Raw genomic sequence first — 14056 nt, 5'->3', positions numbered from 1 at the left:
TGCAGGGGGGTGGGTTACGATTTCTGACAAAACGAGCAGAAAGACACACATGCGTTTCCTTGGTTTCCTCCTCCGCTCGGTTCCGGGCGCCGTTCTGGCCTTGTTTATGGGCCTCTCGGCCCTTGCCCAGCAATCCGCGAATCCCTCGGTCGCGGCGGCGTTTCAGGCGGGGCGGGACGACAATTGGGACCTTGCCTTCGCGCTCTTGCCGCCCGGCGACGATCTTGCGCGCGACCTGCTGATCTGGACCCGGCTGCGGCAGGAAGACAATGGCGCGCGTTTTGACGACTATCTTGATTTCCTGCCGCGCCGCCGGGATTGGCCGGGGATGGACCGGCTTCGCGCGCGGGGCGAAGAGATCATCCCGCCCGACCTGAACCCCGACCGGGTGATCGCCTGGTTCGACGGGGACCTGCCCGAAACCGGGATCGGGGCCGTGCGTCTGGCCGCCGCGATGATCGCCCGCGGCAACGCCGCCGGGGCCGAGGCGATGCTGCGCGAGGTCTGGCTGACCGAAAGCCTCTCGGACGAGGGGCACGAGGCCCTGATCGCCGCCCATGCCGATACCCTGCGCCCGCTGCACGGACAGCGCGCCGATGCGATGCTCTGGCGCTGGCGCAAGGAAGATGCGGCGCGGACGATCGAGCTGCTGACTGGCGACGAACAGGCGCTCTATGCCGCGCGGCTGGCCTTTCTGACCAAGGCGCCCGACGCCACCCAGACCTTCAACGCCCTGCCAACCCGTCTGCGGGCTGATGTCGGGCTGGCCTATGACCGGTTCAACTGGCTGGCCGACCGGGGCGACTGGACCGAGGCGGTCGCAGTGCTGAAATCCCATTCCACCCGGGCCGAGGATTTGGGCCAGCCGTTCCGCTGGTCCGGTTGGCGGCGGACGCTGGCCCGTTGGGAAATGCGCGAAGGCCGCTACCAATCCGCCTATGACCTTGCCAGCCAGCATTTCCTGACCGCCGACGATGGCGAAAGCTATGCCGATCTGGAATGGCTGTCGGGCTACCTTGCGCTGCGCTGGCTTGACCGGCCCGGCGTCGCCCTGCGCCATTTCGAACGGATGGCCGCCGCCGTGGACGGGCCGATTTCCGAGGGCCGCGCCGGATACTGGATCGGCCGCACCCACGAGGCGCTGGGGAACGAGGCCGCCGCCGTCGCCGCCTATACCCACGGGGCCCAGCACCAAACAAGCTTCTACGGCCTTCTCGCCGCCGAAAAGCTGGGCCAGTCGCTCGACCCCGCCCTGACCGGGTCCGAGGTCTTTCCCGACTGGCAGTCCGCCCCATTTCTGGGCGAGGAAAAGACCCGCGCCGCTCTGACCCTTCTGTCCGCCGGCGAACGTGTCGGCGCGGTCCTGTTCTTTGCCGAACTGGGGCGCGAGTTGGACCGGACCGAACTGGCGCAACTGGGGGAAATCCTCGTCGCGCTGGACGAAAGTTTCTATGCCGTGCTGCTGGGCAAGGCTGGCGTGGCGCGCGGGTTGATGGTCCCTGCGATCTATTATCCCGACCACCCCCTGTCCCGCAAAGACATCCCCGTCAGCGCGGAACTGGCGATGTCCATCGCCCGCCGCGAAAGCGAATTTCGCACCGATGCGGGCAGCGCCGTAGGCGCGCTTGGGCTGATGCAGGTCATGCCGGGCACCGCAGAGGACATGGCCGACGATCTGGGTCTCGCCTACAGCCGGGGGCGGCTGACTTCGGACTGGGACTACAACGCGTCTCTCGGTGCCCGCTATCTTGAACTTCTTGAACAGGAATTCGGCCCCTCGCCGGTGTTCATCGCGGCGGGCTATAACGCCGGGCCGCGCCGGCCCCGCGACTGGATCGCCGAACGGGGCGACCCCCGCACCGGGGAAATCGATGTGATCGACTGGATCGAGATGATCCCCTTCCGCGAAACCCGGAATTATGTGCAGCGGGTCGCGGAATCGATCCCCGTCTACCGGGCCCGGCTGACCGGCCAGACCGGGCAGATCAGGTTCACCGCCATGCTGGTGGGGGAAAAGCCGGTGATCCGGCCCGTTGCGCGACCCGCCGAGCGGCCCGTTACCGGGGACCCCGCCGAAACGCCGGTCCCCGCCGTAACAGCAGCCCCGGCTACCAACCTTGCCCCGGTGGTCAGCCTGCGGCCCGTCGCCCGGCCCTAGCCCTTCACCCGCGCCCGCCACAGGGTGAACAGACCCGCCGCCACCACGATGGCGGTTCCGACCGCCACGTTGGAGCGCAGGGTTTCCCCGAACACCACGATCCCAAGGGCCGAGGCGAAGACCAGTTGCAGATAGGCAAAGGGCTGCACGGCGCTGGCCTCCGCCACCTCGTAGGTTCTGATCAGCAGGTAATGCCCGACCGCCCCGGTCACGCACAACAAGCCCATCCAGGCCCAATCCGGCGCGGTCATCGGCTCCCAGAAAAAGACGCCGACCACCGTCACCGCCGCCGCCCCCGTGACCCCGGTCCAGAAGAACGATGTCGCCGCGCTGTCCTTGCGGGCGGCATAGCGGGTCAAAAGCGCATAGAGCGCGAACATCAGGGCAGAGGCGACGGGGAACAGGGCGGCAGGGGAAAACACCGTGAACCCCGGTTGCAGGATGATCAGGACCCCGACGAACCCAACCCCGATCGCCGCCCAGCGACGCCAACCAACGGCTTCTCCCAGAATCGGGCCGGACAGGGCGGCGACCAGCAGCGGGTAGGCCGCAAAGATCGCATGGCTTTCCACCAGTCCCAGATAGGTGAACCCCGCGACCATCACGCAGATTTCCGCCACCAGCAGAACGCCGCGAAAGGTCTGCAACAGCGGTTGGCTGGTGGCCGCCGCGGCGCGGATCGACCCTTCCTTGCGGCTGGCGATCGCGATCACGAAGGCGGCAAAGAACCAGTACCGGATCATCACCACCATCATCACGTTGTATTCCGACGCAAGGTGTCGGCTGATCCCGTCCTGCATCGCAAAGACAAAGGTCGTCGCGGTCATCAGCAGGATGCCAAGGCGGGTGTTGGTCTGCATCAGGAAGGCATCCTTGCGCGGGTCATATGACGTTTGCGGCCATAGCCGGGGGTGCGGGTCACGTCGAACCCCGCCGCCTCAAGCGACCGGCGCACATGGCCCGCCGCGGTATAGGTGGCGGCGGTGCCGCCCGGGGCCGTGTGACGGGCAACTTCTGCCATAAGCTCGGGGCCCCAAAGCTCGGGGTTCTTGGCCGGGGAAAACCCGTCCAGAAACCATGCATCTGCCACTCCCCCCCAATTGGGCAGGGTCACGCGGGCATCGCCGCGCCGGATGTCCAGCCGCACCGCGCCAAAGTCATAGGGGCCATCGCCCGCCCGGATCGCCGCCACAAGTGCCCCCGCCCGGTCCGCCAGGACCGGAAAGGCCGCCAGCGCGGTCGCCATGTCGGCGGGCGTCATCGGAAAGGCCTCAAACGTGGTGAATGTCAGGCTGCCGGGCTGCCCCGCGGCGTCAAAGGCCCGCCAGGCCATCAGAAAGTTCAGCCCCGTGCCGAACCCCAGTTCCGCGATCCGGAAATCGCCGCCAAAGCGGGCGGGCAGGTCATTGCCGTCAAGGAACACATGGGCGGTTTCGGCCAGCCCGTCGTCAAGGCTGAAATAGGGGTCATCGAACCGGCGCGAGATCGGGATGCGCCCGTCGCGCCAGTCTAGATCTGCCGTCTGGTCTGCCATGTCGCCATGCCTTATGGATCGGCGCGACATTGGGCGAGGGAACGGCGAATGGCAACGGTCGACGTGACGATCTTGGGGGCGGGGGCGTTCGGCCTGTCGGTGGCCTGCGCCTGCGCCCTGCACGGCGCGCGGGTCCGCGTGATCGACCCGCATGGGGTTGCCGCCGGATCGTCGGGCGGGCTGGTCGGGGCGCTGGCCCCGCATGTGCCGGACCAGTGGAACGCCAAGAAACAATTCCAGTTCGACAGCCTGATCGGCGCCGGGGCCTTCTGGGCCCAAATCGGCGACCTTGCGGGCGAAGACCCGGGCTATCTCCGGTCCGGCCGGCTGCAACCCCTTGCCGACGATGTCGCCATCGCCCTTGCCCAGAACCGGGCGCGGTCCGCCGCCGACCTGTGGCAGGGGCAGGCCATCTGGCATGTGGTCGATGCCACGGATCACGGCGCCTGGGCGCCCCTCAGCCCCTCGGGCAAGCTGGTATTCGACACGCTGACCGCGCGCATCCACCCCCGCCGCGCGACCCGCGCCCTTGCCCGCGCCCTTGTGGCGCTGGGCGGAGAGGTCACCGAAAACGGCAAGCCCGAGGGCAAGATCGTGCACGCCACCGGCTGGCAGGGGTTGCTGGATTTGTCCGCCGAAATCGGCGCCCCCGTGGGCAACGGGGTTAAGGGGCAGGCGGCGCTTCTGCACTTCGACGCCGCCGACCGGCCCCAGCTTTACGCCGACAGCCTGCACATCGTGCCGCACGGCGACGGAACGGTTGCCATCGGCTCCACCTCGGAACGGGACTTCTCCGACCCCACCGGCACCGACAGCCAGCTGGACGACATCATCGCCCGCGCCCGCGCCGCCTTTCCGGTCCTGCGCGATGCCCCGGTGATCGAACGCTGGGCCGGGGTGCGGCCCCGCGCCCGCAGCCGGGCGCCGATGTTGGGCGACCACCCGACCCGGCCCGGCGAGTTCATCGCCAACGGCGGGTTCAAGATCGGCTTTGGCATGGCGCCCGAGGTCGGCGCGGTTATGGCGGAGCTGATCCTTGACGGGCAGGACAGCATCCCCGAGGATTTCAAACCCGCCGCCAGCCTGCCCAAGGGATAGCCTTTTGTTGATGCATCAACTTTCCGCGCAAATTGAAGACAATTTGCTTGGGTCGATGCACTAGCGCGCGGCGGCCTCCATGCATTGCCGCCCATCCGCGCCGCGCACCCACAACGCCCCATCGGCCCAGCAGAACGCCGCCACTTCGCCCGCGATCAGCGGCGAGGTGGCGCGATAGGTGAACTCGGTCAGGCCACCCAACTGCGCCTCGGCCAAATGCATCAGCATCTGCGCCAAGAGCGGCCCATGCACCACCAACCCGGTATAGCCCTCGACCGCGCGGGCATAATCCACGTCGTAGTGAATGCGGTGCCCGTTAAAGGTCAGCGCCGAATAACGAAACAGCGCGGTTTCATCGAACGACCGGACCTGCGCGGTGGTTTCATCCGTCCGGGCCTGTGGCGGCACGGGTGGCGCGGCGTCCGGTCCGGGGTCTTCGCGATAGACCAGATCCTGCCATTCGGTCAGGCAGATCGACCCACGCTGCCAATAATCATGGCGCAGCCGGACAAAGGCCAACGGGCCAGAGCGACCATCTTTGCGGGTGCTGGACTCAATGCTGGACCGTTTCTCGGCGCGGATGCCCGCCAGAAGTGGGCTGTGAAACCGCAGCGACCCGCCCGCCCACATCCGGCGCGGCAGACCCATATCGGGGATCAACCCGATGCCGGTGGCCGGATGGCCATCCCGGCCCAGCCGGGCCGGGGGCTGCGGGTCCCAGAAATACAGCTGGTGATAAAACGGCGGCAGCGCATCGCCCTGCTCGAACGCGCGCGGATCGCCCAGCATCGCTTGCATGGCCGTGGCGCGGGCGGGATCAAGACTATCGGGGCAGGTCTGGGTCATGCGCCAAACCTGCCCCGCATTCTACGCGCCTGCAAGATCGCGCAGCGCCTGCATCTGGGTGTCCACGGCGGCGCGATACCGGTCCGAGGTCAGACGCCCCTCCGCATCGAACTGGTCTTTCGCCTGCCCGACCAGCACCTCGCGCCCGGCCAGCAGGCGCGGGGCAAAGGGGGACAGGGCAAGGCGCAGGGAATTTTGTGCACGTTCGCCGCCGGACCGGCCCGCCGTCGCCGACAGGATCGCCACCGGCTTGTCCTTCCACGGGCTGCCATCCGTGCGGCTGACCCAATCCAGCGCGTTCTTCAACACACCCGACAGGGACTTGTTGTATTCCGGGGTCACGACGATCACCGCCTCGGCCCCGGCGATCTGGTCGGCCAGACGCTGCACCTCGGTCGGGATGCCGTCACTGTCCTGCAAATCCCCGTCATAAAGCGGAAACCGGATGTCACCGGCGATGAACTCCTCCGCGCCATAGGCACGCGCGGCCTCCAGCATCAGTTTCCGGTTCAGCGACCCCGCCCGCAGCGATCCGCAAATGCCCAGCAAATACCCCATATTGACCCTCTCAAAACACTTATCTTTGTCATGCCAACTACCTATCGGTGAAATCGCTGGCGGCAACCCCACCCCCTTGCACAGCCGCTGTGCACGGACCAATCTGCCGGGCAGAGGAACAGGGGGCGCGACATGCGGCACGGCGGACAGATCCTTGCGGACCAGTTGAAAATTCACGGCGCGCGGCGCGTCTTTTCCGTGCCGGGGGAAAGCTTCCTTGCGGCCCTCGACGGGCTGTATGAAAGCGGGATCGACAACGTGGTCTGCCGCCAGGAAGGCGGCGCTGCCATGATGGCCGAAGCCTATGGCAAGCTGACCGGCCAGCCGGGCATCTGCTTTGTCACCCGTGGGCCGGGGGCGACCAATGCCAGCGCGGGCGTGCATATCGCGATGCAGGACAGCACCCCGATGATCCTGTTCATTGGCCAGATCGACAGGGGCCACCGCGACCGCGAGGTGTTTCAGGAAGTCGATTATCGGGCCATGTTCGGACCGTTGGCAAAATGGGTCGCCGAAATCGACAGCACCGACCGTATCCCCGAATACATCCGCCGCGCCTTTGCCGTGGCCACCGCCGGGCGGCCCGGCCCCGTGGTCCTCGCGCTGCCCGAAGACATGCTGTCCGACAGCGCCGATGTCCCTGACAGCCCCGGCCCGCTGGTCGAACTGACGCCGACCTACAGCACCATTGCCGAAGACGCGCTGGACTGGCTGGCGCAGGCGGAAAAACCGCTTGTGGTCGTGGGTGGCCCGCATTGGTCACCACAGGCGGCGGCGGATCTTGCACAATTCGCCAGCACCCAGAACGTGCCCGTCGCGCTGGGCTTCCGGCGGCAGGACTATCTGGACAACCGGCACCCCTGTTATGCGGGCGACCTGAACGTCGGACCGAACCCCCGGCTTGCCGCGCGGCTGCGCGACGCGGACCGGCTGCTGGTCATCGGGTCGCGGCTGGGCGACATCGAAACCCAGGGCTTCACCAATGTCGACCCGATCCGGCAAAAGCCGCGGATCTGCCACATCCACGCCGACCCGAACGAACTGGGCCGGGTCTGGGCGCCCGACCTCTGCGCCGTCGCCGATGCGGTCAATTTCACCCGCGCCCTGTCGCGGCTGCCCGCCTGCCGGACCGACTGGGCCGATTGGACCAGATCCGCGCGGGCCGATTACGACGCATGGCTGACGCCAAAGGAAAGCCCTGGCGCGGTCAAGCAGGAAGAGGTCATCCGCCACCTGTCCCTAACCCTGCCCGAAGATGCGATCCTGACCAACGGGGCCGGGAACTACGCCGCCTGGCTGCACCGCTATTTCGTCTACAAGGGCTTCAGAACCCAGCTTGCCCCCACCTCCGGGTCGATGGGTTATGGCTTCCCCGCGGCGGTCTCGGCCAGCCTTGAACACCCCGACCGGGTAGTGGTCTGCCTTGCCGGGGACGGCTGCCTGCAGATGACCCTGAACGAGATGTCCACGGCCATTCAATACGGCGCCAAGCCGATCGTCATCGTCATGAACAACGGCCGCTACGGCACCATCCGGATGCATCAGGAAAAACACTATCCCGGCCGGGTCTCGGGCACGATGCTGGCCAATCCCGACTTTGCCGAATTGGTCCGCGCCTACGGCGGGCACGGTGAAACGGTCGAGGTGCAGGACCAATTCGCCGCCGCCTTCGACCGGGCGCAGGCCGCCGGCACGCTTGCCGTCATCGAGGTCAAGATCGACCCCGAGGCGCTGTCGACCGGCATGACCCTGTCCGAGGCCCGCGCCGCCGGCGAGGCGGCGAAGGGGTAGGGAACTCCACACTTCGTGATTGCGGACCGGCAATGCTAGGCTCTCCATTAGGGAGAGCCACCATGCCCAATTACCACGACCTGCGCACCGCCGCCGACTACGCCGAACGGGACTACGCCCGCGTCTTCCCGCTGATGACCGATGCGGAACGGGTCCGATGCATCACCGGGCTGATGCGGCTGAAGATCGGGTTGGCCTCGCAGATCCCGGCGCGGCGGACCGAAACCAACCTTCTGGTCGCCAGTTGGAACATCAAGGAATTCGGCCATACCACCCAACGCCTGCCCGAGGCTTATTTCTACATCGCCGAAATCCTTGCGGCCTTCGACCTGATCGCCGTGCAAGAGGTGAAATCGACGCTCAAGGACCTTGAGATCGTCATGCGGCTGCTGGGCGAAGACTGGAAATACATCGTCAACGACATCACCGACGGGACGGACGGAAACGCCGAACGGTCGGCCTATATCTACAACACGCGGCGGGTGCGGCTTTCGGGGCTGGCCGGGGAAATCGCGCTCTGGGACGCGATCACCCACGACAGCCCGCTGGGTCTCAAGCAACTCAAGCGCTCGCCCTACATGACCGGCTTCATCGCGGGCTGGAAGAGATTCGCCATGGTCAGCCTGCATTTGCACCCCGGCGACGACGACGAAGACGTTCTGCTGCGTGGGGAAGAGGTGCGACTTCTGCTCAAGGCGCTCAAGGCCAAGCGCAAGGGGCTGTGGTCCGACAACCTGATCCTCTGCGGCGACATGAACCTCTATGACAGCAAGGATCAGGGGGTCATGGCGGCAATGGCGCAGGCGGGTTATCGCGAATGCGAAGGGCTGATGGGCAAGGACACAAACGCCACCCTGACCGAAGCCTACGACCGGATGTTCTTTACCCAGAACGATTACTTCCACATCGAAGAGGACGAAACCGGGACAGAACAGGGCGGGGTCTTCAACCCCTTCGGCTTTGTCTATCGCGATGCGGACGCGGCGGAGTATCTTGCCGAAATGATCGCGGTCTATGGCGGCGACAAGGATCTGGCAGGAAGCGGGGCAGACCGGCAGGCCTATTACGTGAACTATTGGCGCAAGAACCAGATTTCCGATCATTTCCCGATCTGGGCTGAACTGGTCACTGACGACAGCGGCGCGTTTCTGGCGGAAAAGCTGGTCGAACATCAGGGCTGAACGGGCATTCGGCCGTCACAGATAGGGTCAGGAAAACCGGAATTACCGGCGCTGACGCCATTGGTTAACCTCAGGGAAGCCATGTAATTTCCCCGTAACGGCCATCTTGGGGCCGGTCCGGCGGACTAGCGTGACCGCGCGGCGGCAGTCAGATCGCCGGTCAAAGTTTTGAGGCGCAGGAAAGGTATCCCGATGTCCACGGCCAGTATCAGTGCGAACAAACCCCTCTATCTTGCCGCTTTGGCGGGCCTGCCCCTGATCGGGATCACCCTCTACCTCTGGGGGCAACCGCCGATCTGCACCTGTGGCGAGGTCAAATTGTGGATCGGGTCGATCTTCGACAGCGGCAATTCCCAGCACATCGCCGATTGGTACACGCTGTCCCACATCCTGCACGGGGTGCTGATCGCGCTGGTCGGGCGGCTGGTGTTTCCCCGGCTCGGGTTCGGCTGGCTGTTCGGCGCGGCCATTGTCACCGGGGTTGGCTGGGAACTGATCGAACACACCGACTGGGTGCTGGGCAAATTTCGGGCCACAACCATCAATCAGGGCTACTTCGGCGACAGCGTGCTCAACGCCGTGTCCGACTATATCTGGATGATGGGCGGCTTTTTTGCGGCCTACAGCCTGCGGACGTGGATCGTCCTGTCGATGGTCGCGGCCCTTGAACTCAGCGCCGCCTTCATCGCTCGCGACAGCCTTGCGCTGTCCACGCTGTCGCTCGTCTACCCGATCCAATCCATCGAAGACTGGCAGCAGGAACTGAACCCCAACCGCGAAACCGCCGCCGTTCAATAGGGATTGACCCTTGTGCACCCCGGTCCGGCTTTGGTCTAACGGGATCACCTGAACCCGAGGACCGAACATGGTGGATATCGCGACCCGCGTCTGGAACCACAAGTGGAAGATCGACCCGATTGTCCGGTCCCTGATCGACACGGATTTCTACAAGCTGTTGATGTGCCAGTCGGTGTTTCGCAACAAACCCGACACGCAGGTGACCTTCAGCCTGATCAACCGGGCCAAGCACATCCGGCTGGCCGATATGGTCGACGAAGGCGAGCTGCGCGAACAGCTTGACCACATCCGGTCCCTGTCACTCTCCCGCGGCGAAAGCACCTGGCTGCGCGGCAACACCTTCTATGGCAAGCGGCAGATGTTCACCCCCGCCTTCATGGAATGGTTCGAAAACCTGCGGCTGCCGCCCTACCACCTCGAAAAGCGGGACGGGCAGTATGAACTCACCTTCGAAGGGGCCTGGCCCGAGGTGATGATGTGGGAAATCCCGGCGCTTGCGGTGCTGATGGAACTGCGGGCGCGGGCCGTGTTGAACGACATGGGGCGGTTCGAACTTCAGGTGCTCTATGCCCGCGCCATGACCAAGCTTTGGGAAAAGGTCGAAACGCTGCGCTCCATCCCCGACCTGCGGCTCGCCGATTTCGGCACCCGGCGGCGGCACGGCTACCTCTGGCAGGATTGGTGCGTGCAGGCGATGATGGAGGGGCTTGGCGACAAATTCGTCGGCACCTCCAACTGCCTCATCGCCATGAAGCGCGATATCGAGGCGATCGGCACCAACGCCCACGAACTGCCCATGGTCTACGCCGCGCTGGCCGAGGATGACGCCGCCCTCGCCCGCGCCCCCTATGACGTGCTCGCCGACTGGCACGAGGAGCACGACGGCAACCTGCGGATCATCCTGCCCGACACCTACGGCACCCCCGGCTTCCTGAAAAACGCGCCCGACTGGCTGGCCGGCTGGACCGGGATCCGGATCGACAGCGGCGACCCGGCCGAGGGGGCCGAAACCGCGATCCGCTGGTGGCAGGCGCGCGGCGAGGACCCGCGCCAGAAACTGGTTATCTTCTCGGACGGGCTGGACGTGGACAAGATCGCCGCGCTGTCGGCGCAGTTCCGGGGGCGGGTGCGGGTGTCCTTCGGCTGGGGGACGATGCTGACCAACGATTTCATCGGGCTGACGCCAGACGACAGCCTCGCCCCGTTCAGCCTTGTGTGCAAAGCCGTCTCGGCCAACGGAAAACCCACCGTGAAACTGTCCGACAACCCCAACAAGGCGATGGGACCCACCGAGGAAATCGCCCGCTACAAACGGGTCTTCGGGGTAGGGGAACAGGACCGGGTGGAAGTTGTGGTATAGTGAAGCGAATTGTGAGACACAGGTTTGCTTCTACTTGAATAGATCGTTCACGGTCCAGATCGGTAGGATCATTAGCGGGTGGACATCTTCGTCCGGAGCTTTGCCAAATCCATACTTTTCATAAAGTTGCGTCGTGCGATCATTAAGTGATCTCAGAGCGACTCCATAGAATGCGACGTGTTGCCAAACTATATGAGCACGCTTGAGTGCATCCATCATTAGAAGCGTGCCGAGTTTCTTACCTTGATAGGGACGTTGAACAGCAAGGTAGTCGATATAAATGAGGGGCGCGCCGTTCTTCCATGCATCCCGATCCTCTGATTTAGCGAGCTTCGAGTTATTTTCCGTTGAAAATGAAAGCGAGTAGAAACCTGCGCTGCTTGAAGACCCACTAAGCTTTGCAGTAAATACGCGCGCTCTACCACGCTCTTGGAACTTCCAAGCCTTTTCTTGTGCCCAACGGTCGATTTCACGTTCGCCGCACGCGAAGCGGGCCACACAACTCTTAGATTGTATTGGCTCTATCTTCGTCGAAGTTAAATCCAGCATTCGGCCTGCAATCGTCTTCTATGCTCTTTTGATAAAACTCAAAAGCTCTTTGAAGTTCAGGCGTAACACCACCATTTTTTTTGTAAAGACCACGGCAGAAATCGTAGGCTTCTTTCTCCGACTGAAAAGCCGATTTCTTCTTCTCTGGTCCCGACAAGACGCGCAATAAGTCGGTTAGTCTGAAAGCCATGGTTCACCTCAATGCGGGCGTAGGTCATCAACTTGCGGCCCTGTCAAGTGATTCTTTAATAACATATAGGGGTAAACGAGTGGAAAAAAAGTGCTTGGCTAAGCAAACAATCGCGCTCCACCCGATCAAGGAAGGGGCCCAGAGCAAGCGAACAGGTTAGTCGCTACCGGCCTCAAAAGGCGGTAGACGTTCCTCCCTCACACCCTAATCACATAATCCTTCACCGTCGTCTCAACCACTTCCCAGACCCCTTTGAACCCCGGTCGGATGACAAAGCTGTCCCCGGCTTCCAGACGGCGGCTGTCTCCGCCCTCTTCGTGCAGCACCGACACACCCTCAAGGATGCGGCAGTATTCCCATTCGTCATAGCTCACCCGCCACGCCCCCGGCGTCGATTGCCAGATCCCGGCGTATAGCCCGTCGCGCTCTTCGATATCCCAGGTGGTGAACACCGGGTCGCCCGAGACCAGCTTTTCCGGCGCGGGCCGGTCGGTGGTGGGCGTGACCGCCGCACGGTCGATGGGTTGGAAATGGGTCATGCTTTCTCCTCAGCCGGTCTCGTCCGGGCGGGCGGTGCCGCGCAGGGCCTTCACCTCGCCCCGCTTCTTCTTGGCGTCCAGCCGCCGCCGCACGCTCCCCTTCGTGGGTTTCGTGGCGATCCGCCGTTTCGGGGTCTGCGTGGCCTTCAGCACCAGTTCCGCCAGCCGTTCCCGCGCGATCTCGCGGTTCCGTGCCTGGCTGCGGGTGTCCTGCACGAAGATCACCACCGTGCCGCTTTCGGTCCAGCGTTGCCCCGCCAGCCGCCGCAGCCGCGTCTTGACCGGCCCCGGCAGGTTGGGTGACCGCGCCGCCTCGAACCGCAGTTCGACCGCCGTGCTGACCTTGTTCACATTCTGCCCGCCCGGCCCTGAGGCGCGCACGAATTGCTCGGTCAGTTCCCAATCCGCGATCTCGATCTGATCGGTGATCCGAAGGCCCATGTCCTGCCCTGAAAAATCTGTACAAACCGGGCCACAGCCTGCCCCGAAATTGTACAAACCGCTACAATTTCCATTCAAAAGGGCCGCTCCGGCGACCAGAGCGACCCTTCGAAAGTTCCGGAGGTGGTTCGGTTAGGGTGAACCCACCTTGGTGGTCTCGTCAGCCAAGGGCTGCCCTAGCTGCGACTCCCCCAAAATGTCCCGACACCTTTCTCCAATCTCTTTCTTGACACTGGATCACCTCCTTTCGATGGGTTTCGCCTGTACTCAGGTTTGCACAGATATTGTGTATGTCAAATGAAAATACACAAATTTAGGTAACTTAACCGAGACGCTGCAGCATCCGCCCAACGATGATGCGGAACGGGATCAGCGCGATCAGGGCGATGCCCAGCTTGACGCTCCAGTCCACGACGGCGGTGCCGACCCAGCGGGTGGCGTCAAAGCCGAAGGGCGTCGCGACGACCTCGTTGAAGAAGTCGGTGTTGTGGTCCGCGCCCAGAATTCCGACGAAACCCGCCGAAAAAGCCAGCGAAAAGAACAGGATAGTGTCAAGGGTGGACCCGATCAGGGTCGACGCCAGCGGCGCGCGCCACCACGCCCCGGACCGAAGCCGGTCAAACACGAAGACATCCACCAGCTGCGCCACAAGGAACGCCGTGCCCGAACCGATCGCGATCCGCGTGGTCACTGCGGGGGCCGAGAAGTCGGGCGCGAGGTCGATCATCACGAAGGTGCCGATATAGGAACAGATCAGCCCCACGATGAAGCCCGCGAAGACGACCTTGCGGGCGCTCGCCGCGCCGTAGACCCGGTTCATCACGTCGGTCACAAGGAAGGCGAAGGGATAAGTAAATGCCCCCCAGGTCAGCCAGTCGCCGACGAAGAATTGGACAAGGATGTTCGAGGCCACAACAATGGCGGCCATGGCAAGGATGCCGGGAAGAATGCGGGTCATTTCGGGTGCTCCGTTTTTTACAAGGGTGCGGCGACTTGGCCCCCACCATGGGGAC

15 protein-coding genes are annotated in these 14056 nt (G+C 64.1%); 6 read left to right on the top strand and 9 right to left on the bottom strand.

From position 1 onward, the window contains the following. Positions 1 to 49: 49 nt before the first annotated feature. A complete protein-coding gene (locus tag EU803_RS08770) occupies positions 50 to 2158 on the top strand; it encodes a lytic transglycosylase domain-containing protein (protein ID WP_242494323.1) in 2109 nt (702 codons plus the stop codon). Here EU803_RS08770 and EU803_RS08765 read toward each other — a convergent pair. Both EU803_RS08765 and mnmD read right to left on the bottom strand, forming a co-directional pair. Then, a complete protein-coding gene (locus tag EU803_RS08765) occupies positions 2155 to 3018 on the bottom strand; it encodes a DMT family transporter (protein WP_129681884.1) in 864 nt (287 codons plus the stop codon). The two genes, EU803_RS08770 and EU803_RS08765, sit on opposite strands and share 4 nt — an antisense overlap. After that, entirely contained in the window at positions 3018 to 3692 is a 675-nt protein-coding gene (mnmD, locus tag EU803_RS08760; RefSeq protein WP_129681882.1) for a tRNA (5-methylaminomethyl-2-thiouridine)(34)-methyltransferase MnmD, read from the bottom strand. The genes EU803_RS08765 and mnmD overlap by 1 nt, the downstream gene beginning before the upstream one ends. A 48-nt stretch (positions 3693 to 3740) precedes the next feature. Between mnmD and EU803_RS08755 the strand changes: the two genes are divergently transcribed. Next, the gene (locus EU803_RS08755) at positions 3741 to 4790 is read left to right on the top strand and encodes an FAD-binding oxidoreductase (protein ID WP_129681880.1); all 1050 of its coding nucleotides are present in this window, start codon (positions 3741 to 3743) and stop codon (positions 4788 to 4790) included. A gap of 60 nt (positions 4791 to 4850) precedes the next feature. Here the strand turns inward: EU803_RS08755 and EU803_RS08750 are convergent, their stop codons facing one another. Together EU803_RS08750 and EU803_RS08745 are read right to left on the bottom strand one after the other, a co-directional pair. After that, positions 4851 to 5636, bottom strand: a complete 786-nt coding sequence (locus EU803_RS08750; RefSeq protein WP_129681879.1) for a MaoC family dehydratase N-terminal domain-containing protein — start codon at positions 5634 to 5636, stop codon at positions 4851 to 4853. 21 nt (positions 5637 to 5657) lie between these two features. Next, positions 5658 to 6194 (bottom strand): NADPH-dependent FMN reductase, encoded by a 537-nt coding sequence (locus EU803_RS08745; RefSeq protein WP_129681877.1) that lies wholly within the window; start codon positions 6192 to 6194, stop codon positions 5658 to 5660. Between the two features lie 132 nt (positions 6195 to 6326). On the opposite strand from EU803_RS08745, the gene EU803_RS08740 reads away from it, so the two are divergent. From EU803_RS08740 to pncB, 4 genes are all read left to right on the top strand, one after another. Beyond that, positions 6327 to 7985: a thiamine pyrophosphate-binding protein gene (locus EU803_RS08740; protein WP_129681875.1), complete on the top strand. Its 1659-nt coding sequence runs from the start codon at positions 6327 to 6329 to the stop codon at positions 7983 to 7985. A gap of 62 nt (positions 7986 to 8047) precedes the next feature. After that, the gene (locus EU803_RS08735) at positions 8048 to 9166 is read left to right on the top strand and encodes an endonuclease/exonuclease/phosphatase family protein (protein ID WP_129681873.1); all 1119 of its coding nucleotides are present in this window, start codon (positions 8048 to 8050) and stop codon (positions 9164 to 9166) included. Between the two features lie 192 nt (positions 9167 to 9358). Further along, complete coding sequence (locus tag EU803_RS08730; protein ID WP_129681871.1) at positions 9359 to 9964, top strand: DUF2585 family protein; 606 nt, start codon at positions 9359 to 9361, stop codon at positions 9962 to 9964. A gap of 67 nt (positions 9965 to 10031) precedes the next feature. Then, positions 10032 to 11324 carry a nicotinate phosphoribosyltransferase gene (pncB, locus tag EU803_RS08725; protein ID WP_129681869.1) on the top strand — a complete coding sequence of 431 codons (1293 nt, stop codon included), beginning with the start codon at positions 10032 to 10034 and terminating at the stop codon, positions 11322 to 11324. Between the two features lie 30 nt (positions 11325 to 11354). Here pncB and EU803_RS08720 read toward each other — a convergent pair whose 3' ends face one another. The 5 genes from EU803_RS08720 to EU803_RS08700 all read right to left on the bottom strand — a co-directional run bounded on the left by EU803_RS08720 (position 11355) and on the right by EU803_RS08700 (position 14001). After that, positions 11355 to 11873, bottom strand: coding sequence for a GNAT family N-acetyltransferase (locus tag EU803_RS08720; RefSeq protein WP_129681866.1), 519 nt, complete (start codon positions 11871 to 11873; stop codon positions 11355 to 11357). Beyond that, a complete protein-coding gene (locus tag EU803_RS08715) occupies positions 11830 to 12063 on the bottom strand; it encodes a hypothetical protein (RefSeq protein ID WP_129681865.1) in 234 nt (77 codons plus the stop codon). The genes EU803_RS08720 and EU803_RS08715 overlap by 44 nt, the downstream gene beginning before the upstream one ends. 197 nt (positions 12064 to 12260) lie before the next feature. Beyond that, positions 12261 to 12602, bottom strand: coding sequence for a cupin domain-containing protein (locus EU803_RS08710; RefSeq protein ID WP_129681863.1), 342 nt, complete (start codon positions 12600 to 12602; stop codon positions 12261 to 12263). A 9-nt stretch (positions 12603 to 12611) separates the two neighbouring features. Further along, positions 12612 to 13043 (bottom strand): alternative ribosome rescue aminoacyl-tRNA hydrolase ArfB, encoded by a 432-nt coding sequence (gene arfB, locus EU803_RS08705; RefSeq protein ID WP_129681861.1) that lies wholly within the window; start codon positions 13041 to 13043, stop codon positions 12612 to 12614. 322 nt (positions 13044 to 13365) lie between these two features. Further along, positions 13366 to 14001, bottom strand: a complete 636-nt coding sequence (locus tag EU803_RS08700) for a queuosine precursor transporter (protein ID WP_129681859.1) — start codon at positions 13999 to 14001, stop codon at positions 13366 to 13368. Positions 14002 to 14056: the final 55 nt, after the last annotated feature.

Source organism: Loktanella sp. IMCC34160, assembly GCF_004145845.1.
In the GTDB taxonomy this organism is placed as follows: domain Bacteria; phylum Pseudomonadota; class Alphaproteobacteria; order Rhodobacterales; family Rhodobacteraceae; genus SELP01.
The sequence above is the reverse complement of the archived record's forward strand: the minus strand, read 5'-3'. Positions and strand labels throughout refer to the sequence as shown.